Annotated in this window: 11 protein-coding genes; 2 read left to right on the top strand and 9 right to left on the bottom strand. The window is 73.4% G+C overall.

Annotated features, from left to right (window positions below):
* The first annotated feature begins 37 nt into the window (after positions 1-37).
* Together AB0G11_RS01975 and AB0G11_RS01970 are read left to right on the top strand one after the other, a co-directional pair.
* Entirely contained in the window at positions 38-484 is a 447-nt protein-coding gene (locus tag AB0G11_RS01975) for an Lrp/AsnC family transcriptional regulator (RefSeq protein ID WP_219508519.1), read from the top strand.
* A gap of 60 nt (positions 485-544) precedes the next feature.
* Entirely contained in the window at positions 545-2,317 is a 1,773-nt protein-coding gene (locus AB0G11_RS01970; RefSeq protein WP_357583332.1) for an NAD(P)/FAD-dependent oxidoreductase, read from the top strand.
* Here the strand turns inward: AB0G11_RS01970 and AB0G11_RS01965 are convergent.
* From AB0G11_RS01965 to AB0G11_RS01925, 9 genes are read right to left on the bottom strand one after another with little or no spacing between them, the layout of a single operon-like run.
* Positions 2,254-3,918: an ABC transporter ATP-binding protein gene (locus tag AB0G11_RS01965; RefSeq protein WP_357583330.1), complete on the bottom strand. Its 1,665-nt coding sequence runs from the start codon at positions 3,916-3,918 to the stop codon at positions 2,254-2,256. The genes AB0G11_RS01970 and AB0G11_RS01965 overlap by 64 nt on opposite strands.
* Positions 3,915-4,709, bottom strand: coding sequence for an ABC transporter permease (locus AB0G11_RS01960; RefSeq protein WP_357583328.1), 795 nt, complete (start codon positions 4,707-4,709; stop codon positions 3,915-3,917). Before AB0G11_RS01960 ends, AB0G11_RS01965 begins: the two co-directional genes overlap by 4 nt.
* Before the next feature lies 1 nt (position 4,710).
* Positions 4,711-5,616: an ABC transporter permease gene (locus AB0G11_RS01955; RefSeq protein WP_357583326.1), complete on the bottom strand. Its 906-nt coding sequence runs from the start codon at positions 5,614-5,616 to the stop codon at positions 4,711-4,713.
* Positions 5,613-7,214 (bottom strand): ABC transporter substrate-binding protein, encoded by a 1,602-nt coding sequence (locus tag AB0G11_RS01950; RefSeq protein WP_357583324.1) that lies wholly within the window; start codon positions 7,212-7,214, stop codon positions 5,613-5,615. The genes AB0G11_RS01955 and AB0G11_RS01950 overlap by 4 nt, the downstream gene beginning before the upstream one ends.
* The gene (locus AB0G11_RS01945) at positions 7,211-8,305 is read right to left on the bottom strand and encodes an LLM class flavin-dependent oxidoreductase (protein WP_357583322.1); all 1,095 of its coding nucleotides are present in this window, start codon (positions 8,303-8,305) and stop codon (positions 7,211-7,213) included. The genes AB0G11_RS01950 and AB0G11_RS01945 overlap by 4 nt, the downstream gene beginning before the upstream one ends.
* On the bottom strand, positions 8,302-9,336 hold the full coding sequence (locus AB0G11_RS01940; protein WP_357583321.1) for an LLM class flavin-dependent oxidoreductase: 1,035 nt from the start codon (positions 9,334-9,336) through the stop codon (positions 8,302-8,304). Before AB0G11_RS01940 ends, AB0G11_RS01945 begins: the two co-directional genes overlap by 4 nt.
* Positions 9,333-10,484 carry an LLM class flavin-dependent oxidoreductase gene (locus tag AB0G11_RS01935; RefSeq protein WP_357583319.1) on the bottom strand — a complete coding sequence of 384 codons (1,152 nt, stop codon included), beginning with the start codon at positions 10,482-10,484 and terminating at the stop codon, positions 9,333-9,335. Before AB0G11_RS01935 ends, AB0G11_RS01940 begins: the two co-directional genes overlap by 4 nt.
* A complete protein-coding gene (locus AB0G11_RS01930) occupies positions 10,481-11,806 on the bottom strand; it encodes an NtaA/DmoA family FMN-dependent monooxygenase (RefSeq protein WP_357583317.1) in 1,326 nt (441 codons plus the stop codon). The genes AB0G11_RS01935 and AB0G11_RS01930 overlap by 4 nt, the downstream gene beginning before the upstream one ends.
* A complete protein-coding gene (locus AB0G11_RS01925; protein ID WP_357583316.1) occupies positions 11,803-12,663 on the bottom strand; it encodes a glutathione S-transferase C-terminal domain-containing protein in 861 nt (286 codons plus the stop codon). The genes AB0G11_RS01930 and AB0G11_RS01925 overlap by 4 nt, the downstream gene beginning before the upstream one ends.
* Positions 12,664-12,666 lie beyond the last annotated feature (3 nt).

Raw genomic sequence — 12,666 nt, 5'->3', positions numbered from 1 at the left:
ATGCATATGTTCTTTGCGCACAGGAGGAGGTTGGCGCATGTCAGTCGTGGACGAGATCGATCATCAGGTGCTGCGGCTGCTGCGGGAGGACGGCCGCCGGACGTTCTCGGAGATGGCCGAGCGGATCGGCCTGTCGGTGGCCGCGGTGAAGCGGCGGGTGGACCGGCTGCGGGAGCTCGGCGTGATCACCGGGTTCAGCGTGCAGATCGACTACTCCAAGCTGGGCTGGGGCATCGAGGCGTTCACGGAGCTGCGGTATCCGGGGACGACGCCGGTCAGCGAGATCGTCCGCACGGCGACGGACGTGCCGGAGGTGCAGGCGGTGTTCACGATCGCGGGCGACCCCGACGCGCTGATCCACGTCCGGGTGCGCGACCTCGGCCATCTGCAGCAGGTCATCGACCGGTTGCGCCGGGCGGGGGACGTGACGGGCACCAAGACGCTCCTGGTGCTCGGCTCGTGGACGCGCGACGCGCTGGCCTGAGCGACCCTTGTCCAGGCGATTTCCGAATGCCATTCTGGAATCGCCGCCGAAGGAGCGTTCATGGACAAAGAGGCCATTCGCCGTAGGTATCTGGAGGAGCGCGACAAACGCCTCCGGCCCGACGGCAACGACCAGTACCTACGGCTCACCGGTCAGCTCAGCCACTACCTGGACGACCCGTACACCCCGATGACCGCGCGCGAGCCGCGGCGCGACCACGTGACGGTCGCGTTCATCGGCGGCGGGTTCGCCGGGCTCGTCACCGGGGCGCGGCTGAAGGAGGCCGGCGTCGACGACGTCCGCATCGTCGAGAAGGGCGGCGACTTCGGCGGCACCTGGTACTGGAACCGCTACCCCGGCGCGCAGTGCGACACCGCCTCCTACGTCTACATGCCGCTGCTGGAGGAGACCGGCCACGTCCCCACCGAGAAGTACGCGCACGCGCCGGAGATCCTGGAGCACTGCCGGCGCATCGGCAAGCAGTACGGGCTGTACGACAACGCGCTGTTCCACACCGAGGTCACCGACCTGACCTGGGACGGGACGCGGTGGATCGTCTCGACGAACCGGGGCGACGCGTTCACCGCCCAGTTCGTGGCGATGGGCGTCGGGCCGCTGCACGTGCCGAAGCTGCCCGGCATCCCCGGCATCGAGTCGTTCCGCGGGCACTCGTTCCACACCAGCCGCTGGGACTACGCCTACACCGGCGGCGACGCGCTCGGCACGCCGATGGACCGGCTGGCCGGCAAGCGGGTGGCGATCATAGGCACCGGCGCGACCGCCGTGCAGTGCGTGCCGCACCTGGCCAGGGCGTGCGGCGAGCTGTACGTGTTCCAGCGGACGCCGTCGTCCGTCGACGTGCGCGGCAACCGGCCGACGGACCCCGAGTGGTTCGCCTCGATCGCCACGCCCGGCTGGCAGCAGCGCTGGCTGGAGAACTTCACCGCCAACCAGACCGGCGCCCTGGCGGAGGAGGACCTGGTGATGGACGGCTGGACCGACATCGCCCGCCGCGTCCGCGCCAGGATCGCCGAGCTGCCCGCGGGGGAGCGCACGCTGGAGCGAATGCTGGAGGCGTTCGAGGACTCCGACTTCGAGAAGATGGCCGAGATCAGGGCCCGCGTCGACGCGATCGTGGCCGACCCGGAGACCGCCGACCGGCTGAAGGCCTGGTACCGCCAGCTCTGCAAACGGCCGTGCTTCCACGACGAGTACCTGCAGGCCTACAACGAGCCGGGCACCCACCTGGTCGACACCGACGGCAAGGGCGTCGAGCGCATCACCGAGACCGGGGTGGTCGCCAACGGCAGGGAGTACGAGGTCGACTGCGTCATCTACGCCTCCGGGTTCGAGGTCGGCACCGAGTTCTCCCGCCGCGCCGGCTACGACCTGACCGGCCGCGACGGCGTCCGGCTGTCGGAGCACTGGGCCGACGGCATGCGCACCCTGCACGGCATCCACGTGCACGGCTTCCCCAACGCCTTCATCGTCCAGCCCACCCAGGGCGCGAACCTCATCTCCAACATCCCGCACAACCTCACCGAGGCCGGCCGCACGATCGCCACGATCGTCAAGCACGCCCTCGACCACGGCCACACCCAGGTCGAGGCCACGGCCGAGGCCGAGGACGCCTGGGTGGAGCTGCTGCTGTCCGGGGCCGGCTCCCTGCTGGGCTCGCCCGACTGCACGCCCGGCTACTACAACAACGAGGGCGTGGACCCGGGCCGCGCCGGCCGGCTCATGGTCGGCCATCCGCAGGGAGCCGTGGCCTACTTCCGGTTCATCGACGAGTGGCGCTCCTCCGGCGACTTCGACGGGCTGGCGTTCCGCTGAGCCGAGCCGAGTTTCGGCACCGCCGCCACCAGCGCCCGCGTGTACGGGTGCGCGGGCCGGGTGAGCACCTGCCCGGCCTCGCCCTCCTCGACCGCCCGGCCGTCCTTCATGACCAGGACGCGGTGGCTGACATGGTGAACGACGCCCAGGTCGTGCGAGATGAACAGCATGGCGGTGCCGTACTCGGCCTGAAGGTCGGCGAGCAGGTCGAGCACCTGGGCCTGGACCGACACGTCGAGCGCCGACACCGGCTCGTCGCAGATCAGCACGTCGGGGCGGGGGCCGAGGGCGCGGGCGATGGCGACGCGCTGGCGCTGGCCGCCGGACAGCTCCCTCGGATGGCGGGCGGCCAGCTCCGGCGGCAGGCCGACGCGTTCCAGCAGGTCGAGCACCCGGTCCCGGCGTTCGCGGCGGGGCAGGCCGAGCGGTTCGGCGACGAGCCGGCCCACGGTGTGGCGCGGGTCGAACGAGCCGAGCGGGTCCTGGGAGACGAGCTGGACGCGTGACCGCAGCGGCCTCCTGGCCCGTTCCGGCATGCCGCTCCACGGCCGCCCGAGCAGCGTGACCCGGCCGTCGTCCGGTTCGAGCAGGCCGAGGGCCAGCCGGGCGAGCGTGGTCTTGCCGGACCCCGACTCGCCGACCACCCCCAGGGTCTCGCCCTCGCGCAGGCTGAACGACACGCCGTCCACGGCCTTACGGGTCCCGTACGCCCTGGTCAGGCCGGTGCCGGCGAGGACCTGGACGTCCGTGACCGGCCTGGGCGGCACCGGCGTGCCGGGGGCCGACAGGCGGGTGCCGCGCGAGGCGGCGGACGGGACGGCGGCCAGCAGCGTGCGCGTGTAGGGGTGCCGGGGGTCCGGCAGCACCTCGTCCGCCGGGCCCTCCTCGACGACCCGGCCGTCCTTCATCACGAGGATGCGGTCGGCGATCGAGGCGACGACGGCCAGGTCGTGGCTGATCAGCAGCAGCGCGGTGCCCGCGGCCTTGCGCTCGGCGAGCAGGCGCAGGATCTGGCCCTGCACGGTGACGTCGAGCGCGGTGGTGGGCTCGTCGGCGATGATCAGCTCGGGGTCGGCGGCGATGGCGGAGGCGATCAGCACCCGCTGGCGCAGCCCGCCCGACAGCTCGTGCGGGCGCTGCCCGGCGCGGGCCTCCGGATCGGGCACCCCGGCCGAGGCGAGCAGCTCCAGCACCCGATCCCGGCGGCGGGCGCGCGGCACCACGTCGTGCACGGCCAGCACCTCGGCGATCTCGGCGGCCACCGTGCGCAGCGGGTCGAGCGAGACGAGCGCGTCCTGCAGCACCAGCCCGGCGAACCTGCCGCGCAGCCGTCGCCAGTCGGCCTGCCCGAACCGGAGCGCGTCCCGGCCGCCGATCCGGAACGAGCCGGCCGTGACGGTGGAGCCGGGTCCGGCCAGGCCGAGCAGCGACCGCGCCGTCACGCTCTTGCCCGAGCCGGACTCGCCCACCACCGCCACGCACTCCCCCGCCCGCACCGCCAGCGAGACCCCGCGCACCACCTCGGCCCGGCCGAAGCGCACCCGCAGGTCCTCCACCGCCACCAGCGTCCTGAGCAGCGGCGGCGCGGCGCTCACGGTCATGGCGTCCTCCCTTCGAAGCGGCGTTGCATGCGCCGGCCGGTGACGGTCAGGCAGATCACGGTCAGCGTGATGGCCGCGCCCGGGAAGAGCGCCTGCCACCAGGCCACCCGCAGGTAGTTGCGGGCCTCGGAGAGCATCGAGCCCCATTCGGCGGCGGGCGGCTGCGGCCCCATGCCGAGGAAGCTGAGCCCGGAGGTGGCGATGACCGCCGTGCCGAGCCCGATCGTGGCCAGCACCGGGATCGCGCCGAGCACGTTCGGCAGCACGTGGCCGGCCACGATGGCCGCCCGGGAGCGGCCGAACGTGACGGCCTGCTCGACGTAGCCGGACCGGCGCACCACGAACGTCTGGGCGCGGACGACCCGGGCGTACGTGGGCACCTGGGCCACGGCGATCGCGAAGATCACGCTGCCGGTGCCCGGTCCGGCGATCGCCACCACGAGCAGGGCCAGCAGCAGCTCCGGCAGCGTCGAGAGCGTGTCGAAGGAGCGGGCCAGGGCCTCGTCCAGCCAGCGGGGCGAGAGCCCGGCGGCCAGGCCGAGCAGCACCCCGGCGGTGACCGCCAGGCCGGTGGCCGCCACGCCGATGCTGATCGAGTGACGGGCCCCGTACACCACCCTGGCCAGCACGTCGCGGCCGAGGTGGTCGCTGCCGAGCCAGTGGGCGCCGCCGGGCGGGGCCAGCGCGGCGGCCGGGTCGGCGGCGAGCGGGTCCACGGCGGTGAACAGGCCGGGCACGGCCACGGCGGCCGCGAGCAGCACGAGGAACGCCAGCGGCGCGAGGATCCGCATGTCAGGCCCGCACCCTGGGATCGATGACCCGGTAGGCCAGGTCGAGCAGCGTGCTGATCGTCACGTACACGACCGCCGACAGCAGCACCACGGCCATCACCACCGGCAGGTCGCCGCCGGTGACGGCCTGCATGGCGACCTGCCCGAGCCCCGGCCTGCCGAACAGCACCTCGGTGATCACCGCGCCGCCGAGCAGGGTGCCGGTGAACCAGCCGGCCAGCGTCACCGCCGGGAGCAGCGCGTGCCTGAGCGCGTGCCGGGCGACCAGCGCCCGCTCGGTCAGCCCGCGAGCCCGCGCGGTCACCGCGAACGGCTGCTCCAGCGCCCGTTCCAGCCCGTCGCGCAGCACCTGGCCGAGCACGCCCGCGATCGGCAGCCCGAGCGCCAGCGCCGGCAGCACCAGCGCCTCCGGCCCGGCCGCGCCCGACACGGGGAACCAGCCGAGCGTGAACGAGAACACCGACAGCAGCACGATCCCGACGAGGAACGGCGGCACCGACACCGACACCAGCTCCGCGGCCGAGGCGGCGGTCCGCGACCAGCGGCCCCGGCCCGCGGTGACGAGCGCGATGACGCCCGCCAGCGCCACGCCCGTCGCCGCGGCGGCGAGCGTGAGCTGCGCGGTCGGCCACACCTGGCCCGCCAGGATCTCGCCGACGCCCCGCTGCGACTGGTACGAACGGCCCAGATCACCTCGGAGCAGCCGGCCCAGGTACGCCAGGTACTGGACGACCTCCGGCCGGTCCAGGCCCCACTCGGCGATGATCCCGGCCCGGATCTCCGGCGTGTCGGGGCCGTCGCCGACCAGGATGTCGACGGTGTCTCCCGGCGCGAGCAGCAGCGCGAGATAGGCCGCCGTGGCCGCCGCCCACATCACGGCGACCCCGGCGAGCAGCCTCCTGATCATGTGCCGATCCGCACGTCGTAGGCGCTGCGCGGCGTACCCGAGCCGGGGTCGAACCCGAGCCCCCGCACGCCCGCCCGGGAGGCGATCTGGTCGGCGGGCACGTAGATCGGGAACACCACGGCCTTGTCCGTCACCACGACCCGCTGCACCCGGGCGTAGAGCTTCTTGCGCTCGGCCTGGTCGAGCGTGGCCGACGCGCGGTCGAGCCAGCCGTCCACGCGCGGATCGACGTACCCGGACCGGTTGATCGCACCGTCACGCGGCAGGATCAGGTTGAGCGCCGCGCCCACGTCGGAGTCGCCGCGCGAGTTCTCGAAGATCTCGTACGCGCCGTCCGCCACCGCCTGCTGCGCGGTGCCCTGGTCGACGATCTTCACCTGGAAGTCGATCCCGGCGCTCTGCTTGACCTGGGCCTGGATCGCCTGCGCCAGGACGTCGCGGCGGTCCCTGACGAACGGGGCCGACGACACGCTGCGCACGCTCAGCCGCTTCCCGTCCTTGACCCGGTAGCCCTGGGCGTCGCGTTCCGTCCAGCCCGCCGCGTCGAGCAGCGCGTTGGCCTTGGCCGTGTCGCCGCCGAAGGAGCGTTCGAGCGAGGCGTCGTAGAACGGGCTCGCCGCGCCGACGACGCTCCACGCCCGCGTGGCGGTGCCCTGGTAGACGGCCTTGAGCACGGCGTCCACGTCCACCGCCTCCCGGAACGCCTCGCGGACGCGCTGGTCGTCGAAGGGCGGGTGGGTGACGTTGAAGTAGTAGGAGAACGACGTGCCGGAGTTGAGCGCGGTCTGGAGGGCCAGGCCGGGATCGCTCTTGATCAACTTCACCTCGGTGGCCGGGACCCCCTCGATGACCTGCACCTGGCCGGAGGTGAGCGCGCCGACCCGGACCGCCGCCTCGGGCAGGAACCGGTAGACGACCTCCGACAGGTACGCCGGCCCCTGGTGCCCGGCTCCGGGAGGCGCCCAGGCGTAGGCGGGGTTGCGCCGGTAGCGGATCTCCTGGCCCTGCACGTACCGCTCCAGGATGAACGGCCCGGTCCCGACCAGGTCGGGGCCGCCGAACTTCAGGTCCTTGGCGGTCTTCAGCGACCTGGGCGACACCTGGCCGCCGTACGGCGAGGCGAGGAAGTCCAGGAAGAGGCCGTCCGGCTCCTTCAGCTTCACCTTCAGCGTGTGCGAGGCCACCGCCTCCACCTCGTCCAGCGCGCCGAGCTGGATGGACGCCACGGCCGGGTTGTAGTCCGGCACGCGGAACTGGTCCAGGTTGGCCTTGACGGCCGCCGCGTCGAACGCCGTCCCGTCGTGGAACTTCACATCGTCACGCAGCTCGAAGGTGTAGGTCAGGCCGTCGTCCGACACCTTCCACGACCTGGCCAGCCACGGCTGGAACGAGCCGTCCTTCCCGCGCGAGACGAGCGCGTCGAACTGGTTGAACACCAGCAGCCTGGCCTTGTTCTGCGACCACTGGTGCGGGTTGAGCGTGATCGGCTGGGTCTCGATCGCCCACGTCAGCGAGGCGGCCTGCTCGCCCTGCGGGGCCGTCTGTGTGCCGCAGGCGGCCAGCGCCAGCGCGAGCAGCAGGGGCGTCAGCCGCTTCACTGCCGCTCCCAGGCGTCGGCGAGCAGCTCGTAGGAGCGCACCCGGTCGGCGTGGTCGTGGGTGATGGTGGTGACCAGCAGCTCGTCGGCCCCGGTCACCCGCCGCAGCACCCGCAGCCGCTCCGCGACCTCGCCCGGCGTGCCGGTGAACTGCGTGTCGGTACGGTCGCGGACCAGGTCACGGTCGGCCTCGCTCCACTCGTACGCGGCGGCCTCCCGCGGCGTCGCGTACGGCTGCGCGCCGGCCCCGGTCCTGATGCCGCGCACCCACAGCCCGTACGGGGCCGCCAGCTCGCGGGCCTTCTCCGTGGTCGGGGCCACGACGGCGTCGGCGGAGACGATCACGTACGGCTCCGCCAGCGTGGCCGACGGCTTGAACGCCTCCCGGTACGCCTGGACGGCCTCCAGCACGCTGGCCGGGCTGACGTGGTAGTTCGCGGCGAACGGCAGGCCGCGCTCACCGGCGACCCTGGCGCTCTGGCCGCCGCTGCTGCCGAGGATCCACACGGCCACGTCGGCCCCCTCCCCGGGCACCGCGCGAGCCTGGTGGGTGCCGCCGAGGAAGGCGAGCACGTCGTCGACCTGCTCGGCGAAGTCCGGCGTCTCGGCTCCGGGCTGGCGCAGCAGCGACTCGTGGAAGACGAGCCGGGGATGCCCGGCGAGCCGCGACCAGTCGAACGGCGCGGGGATCAGCAGCCCGTCGACCGTCCGGGGGCCCGGCGGGGGCTCGGGCGCCCGGGCCGGGGCCTGGCCCGGGGCGGGTCTGCCCGAGCGGCCGAGGCCCAGGTCGAGGCGGCCCGGGTGGAGGGCGTCGACGAGGCCGAACTCCTCGACGACCGACAGCGGCGTGCGGTGCCCGAGCTGGACCGCCCCCGAGCCCACCCGGATGGTCCGGGTGGCGGCGGCGATCAGCGCGATGAGCACGGAAGGCGCGGAGCTGGCCACGCCGGGGGCCAGGTGGTGCTCGGCCACCCAGTAGCGGCGGTAGCCGAACTCCTCGGCCCGGCGGGCCAGGTCGAGCGTGTTGCCCAGCGCGTCGGCGGCGCTGTGGCCGGACGTGATGGGGGCGAGGTCGAGGATTGAGAGGGTCATGACGTCCTTCCGGGGAACGGCCGGCTGGGGACCGCCTCGCGCAGCGCGGGCGCGATCTCCGCCTGGAACAGCTCCAGCGCGTCCCGGTGCTGGCGGGGGGTGAGGCCGTCGGCGTCGGCGTGCAGGTGCATCACCTCGTGGCCGAACCGCTTGTGATAGCGCAGCACCTTGTCCACGATCTGCTGCGGGCTGCCGACCAGGATGGAGCCGCGCTCGATGGCGTCCTCCAGCGTCGGGAACACCGGCCGGACGCCGAGCTCCGCCAGCAGGGCGATCCTCGCGTCGTAGATCGGCCGGTAGGTGGCGATCGCCTCCTGCGAGGTGCGGGCCGTGTAGAAGCCCGCGGTGCCCGCGCCGACGAGCGCGTCCGCCGGGTCGTGCCCGTGGTGCGCCCACCGCTCGCGGTAGTGATCGATCAGCTCGGCGTACGGCTCGATGGGGTTGGTGACGTTGGCCGAGAACAGCGGGTCGCCGTAACGGGCGGCCAGCTCCACGGACTCCTTGCTGGTGGCGCTGCCGTGCCACACCCTGATCGGCCGCTGGAGCGGCCGGGGCAGCACCTCGGCGTCGGTGAGCGGCGGCCGGAACCGGCCCTCCCAGGTGACCTTGTCCTCCCGCCACAGGCGGCGGAACAGCTCGTAGCCCTCCCGGTTGCGCTCCCACTGGTCCTCGGGGGTGACGTGGAAGAGCTGCGCCTGCGCGGTCCCGTTGCCCTTGCCGATGATCAGCTCCAGCCTGCCGTCCGACAGGTGGTCGAGCGTGGCGTAGTCCTCGTACGCGCGGACGGGGTCGAGCAGGCTGAGCGTGGTCACGGCGGTGAACAGGCGGATCGTGGCCGTCCTGGCCGCGATGTTGGCCAGCACCACGGGCGGCGACGACGACAGGAACGGCCGCTCGTGCCGCTCGCCCACGCCGAACCCGTCGAAGCCCAGTTGCTCCGCCAGCACCGCGTTCTCGACGACCTCGCGGAGGCGCTCGGTGGGTGAGCGGTCGTCGTGGTGCGCAATCAACGTGATAGCAAGAAACTTCATGATGCCTCCGCGTATCGGCTGGCCGGGCGGGCCAGCCCCAGCAGGCCGCGCAGTGTGCCCGCCTCGTACCCGGACCGGAACGCGCCCCGCGCGCGCAGCTCGGCCGTCAGCCGCCGGGTGATCTGCTTCAGGTCGTCCGGCACCACCCCCGGGCGCAGCCGGAACCCCTCGATCCCGGCCCGCCGCCAGTCGAGCAGCAGGTCGGCCAGCTCCCCCGCGGTGCCGGTGAAGATCGCCGCGTCGGAGGTCAGCTCGGCCCCGGCCAGCTCGTCCAGCCGGGCCCTGCGCGCGGCGGCGTCGTCGCCGACGAACACGAGCAGATCGGCGAACACCTTGACCTCGCCCGACAGGCCCCTGATCTCCCGGACGACGTCCCGCGCCTGCTCGGTCGAGCGCGGCGTCACGTACACGACGTCGGCCGCCCGCGCCGCGAACTCGTACGGCAGCCGCGCGTGTGCCAGCGCGGTGACCACGGGCTGGCCCTGCGGCGGGCGCGGCGTGATCGACGGGCCCTTCACGGTGAAGAAGCGCCCGGTGAAGTCGATGTGGTGGAGTTTGTCGCGGTCGACGAACCGGCCGGTCGGCACGTCGCGGATCTCCGCGTCGTCCTCCCAGCTGTCCCACAGCCGGCGCGCCACCTCGACCGCGTCGGCGGCCTCGGCGAACAGGTCCCGGACGTGGGGCGAGTCCGCGTCCAGCCCGTCGAGCGGCGGGAACGCGCGGCGGCCGAAGTGCCGCGCGTCGCTGCCGCGCGCCGAGATCCGCGCCTGCCACCCGGCTCGGCCGCCGCTGACGTGATCCAGCGTGGCGATGCCGGTGGCCACGTGGAACGGCTCGGTGTGCGTGGTCGTGGCCGTGGGGACGAGCCCGATCCACCTGGTCAGCGGCGCGATCCGGGCCGCCAGCAGGACGGCGTCGAACCTGCCCCGCACCTGCCCGGTCTCGTCGTCGTCCCCGTCGGCCAGCAGCGACTGCAGGCCCAGCGAGTCCTCGATGGTGACGAAGTCCAGCAGCCCGCGCTCGGCCTCGGCGACCTGCGCCGCCCAGTAACGGGCCGAGAAGATCGTCTCCGGCCTGGCGGTGGGCTCCCGCCACGCGGCCGGATGCCAGCCCGCGCCGTCCAGGGCGACGGCCAGGTGCAACGTCATGACAGCTCCAGGTGTTCGCGCAGCGTGGCGCCGGTGTACTCGGTACGGAAGACGCCGCGCTCCTGAAGCAGCGGCACCACCCGGTCGACGAAGTCGTCCAGGCCCCCGGGCGTCAGGTGCGGCACCAGGATGAACCCGTCCGCCGCGCCCGCCTGCACGTGTTCGTCGATCTGCCTGGCCACGCTCGCCGGGGTGCCGACGAACGTCTGGCGGCCGGTCAGCTCGATGACCAGCTCGCGGATGGTCAGCCCCTTCTCCTGGGCGAGCGCCCGCCACTTCGCGGCCACTGCGGCGCGGTCGGCGAGCCGCACCCGGCCCTGCGCCACCTCCCCCGTCAGGTCCGGCTCCACGTCCGGCAGCGGCCCGTCCGGGTCGTAGGCCGACATGTCGCGCCCCCACACCTGCTCCAGGAACGCGATCGCGGTCTGCGGGCCCACCTGCCGGCTGCGGATCACCGCCGCGTTCTCGGCGGCGTCCTCCTCGGTGTCGCCGAGCGCGTACGTGGCCGCCGGCATGATCTTCAGCTCGTGCGGCGCCCGGCCGTGGCGGGCCAGGCGGCCCTTGACGTCGGCGTAGAACGCCTTACCGTCGTCCAGCGTGCCGTGCCTGCTGAAGATCACGTCCGCCGTGGCCGCGGCGAACTCCCGGCCCTGCTCCGAATCGCCCGCCTGGATGATCACCGGATGGCCCTGCGGGCTGCGCGGCAGCGTGAACCGGCCCGCCACGTCGAAGTGCTCGCCCCGGTGGATGACCGTGCCGATGCCGCCCGGCCGGACGAACCGCCCCGACTCCCGGTCGGCGACGAACGCGTCCGGCTGCCAGGAGTCCCACAGCGCCCGCGCCAGCCGGACGAACTCCGCGGCCCGCGCGTAACGGTCGGCGTGGTCGAGGTAGCCGCCGCGGCGGAAGTTCTCGCCGGTGAACGCGTCGGACGTGGTCACCACGTTCCACCCGGCCCGGCCCTCGCTCAGGTGGTCGAGCGTGGCCAGCCGCCTGGCCAGCTCGTACGGCTCGTTGAAGGTGGTGTTGACGGTGGCCGCCAGCCCGAGCCGGGACGTGGCCGCCGCCAGCGCGCTGAGCACGGTCAGCGATTCGGGCCTGCCGACCACGTCCAGGTCATGGATGCGGCCCTTGAGCTCGCGCAGCCGTAACCCCTCCGCGAGGAAGAAGAAGTCGAACAGGCCGCGCTCGGCCGTCGCCGCCAGATGGGTGAAGGAGGAGAAGTCGATCTGGCTGCCCGAACGCGGATCGGACCAGACCGTGGTGTTGTTGACGCCGGGGAAGTGCGCGGCCAGGTGCACGCGGCGGCGCGGCCGGCTCACCGGTCCCGCCGGTGCGGCTGGTGCCAGGAGTCGGGCAGTCCCTCGATCGTCTCCGCGAACGCCGGACGCCGGTACAGGTCGCGGGCGTAACCCCACAGGTGCTCGAACTCGCTCAGGTCGAACACCTCCAGCCGGGCCAGCGACACCCAGAGCCGCACGTCGGCCTCGGTGATCGTGTCGCCCGTCAGGAACCGGTGCTCGCCCAGCAGCGCGTCCAGCCGCTCCAGCGCGGCCCGGGAGGCGCCGGTGTTGACCTCCGCGTAGATCCAGGCGTTCAGCTCGTCGATGCGCGGACGCAGGCGCACCGGGTACAGGTCGGCCCCGGCGCGGGCCCAGGCGTCGAACTGCGTGCCCAGGTCGATCGTGATGTCGGGGAAGTGGTTGCTCACGATCCGGCCGGTCAGGCGGTCCCACAGGACCGGGACCGACAGGTGGCCGTCATAGCCGGGCCGCGTCGCCTCGTACGCCTGCCCGAGCAGCGTGAACCCGTTGACCGGGTCGGGGCCGCGGTGGGCGCGGAACGCCCAGCCCCGGCCGTCGCGCTCGTCGTCCACGTACGACAGGGTGACGACGTCCTCCAGGCCCTTGAGCTTGCGAACGATGGCGACGCGCTGGGCGTACGGGCAGGTCCAGGCGGCGTAGACGTGGTAGCGGCCGGGTTCGGCGCGGAAGCCGCTCGAACCGTCGGCGGTGACTCGCCCGCGGAAGGGGTAGGCGGGGGTGCGGGCGTAGTGGCCGTAGGTGGCGTGGTCGGCGGGGCTCGCGAAGGCCGGCGCTTGCGTGGTCACGGTGGCTCCTGCGGTGGGCACGACGGTGGGCACAGTGGCTTCTGCGGTGGGCACGGTGTCAGTGGTCACGGG

Origin of the sequence: Nonomuraea sp. NPDC023979 (assembly GCF_040639085.1) — a bacterium.
In the GTDB taxonomy this organism is placed as follows: Bacteria; Actinomycetota; Actinomycetes; order Streptosporangiales; family Streptosporangiaceae; genus Nonomuraea; species Nonomuraea ceibae.
This window is presented reverse-complemented; position numbering and strand designations above follow the sequence as displayed.

Excerpts from the sequence above, each read along its gene's own strand:
- AB0G11_RS01975 (WP_219508519.1), top strand. The coding sequence starts at position 38 with ATGTCAGTCGTGGACGAGATCGATCATCAGGTGCTGCGGCTGCTGCGG.
- AB0G11_RS01940 (WP_357583321.1), bottom strand. The coding sequence starts at position 9,336 with ATGAAGTTTCTTGCTATCACGTTGATTGCGCACCACGACGACCGCTCA.
- AB0G11_RS01960 (WP_357583328.1), bottom strand. The coding sequence starts at position 4,709 with ATGCGGATCCTCGCGCCGCTGGCGTTCCTCGTGCTGCTCGCGGCCGCC.
- AB0G11_RS01945 (WP_357583322.1), bottom strand. The coding sequence starts at position 8,305 with ATGACCCTCTCAATCCTCGACCTCGCCCCCATCACGTCCGGCCACAGC.
- AB0G11_RS01935 (WP_357583319.1), bottom strand. The coding sequence starts at position 10,484 with ATGACGTTGCACCTGGCCGTCGCCCTGGACGGCGCGGGCTGGCATCCG.
- AB0G11_RS01955 (WP_357583326.1), bottom strand. The coding sequence starts at position 5,616 with ATGATCAGGAGGCTGCTCGCCGGGGTCGCCGTGATGTGGGCGGCGGCC.
- AB0G11_RS01965 (WP_357583330.1), bottom strand. The coding sequence starts at position 3,918 with ATGACCGTGAGCGCCGCGCCGCCGCTGCTCAGGACGCTGGTGGCGGTG.
- AB0G11_RS01970 (WP_357583332.1), top strand. The coding sequence starts at position 545 with ATGGACAAAGAGGCCATTCGCCGTAGGTATCTGGAGGAGCGCGACAAA.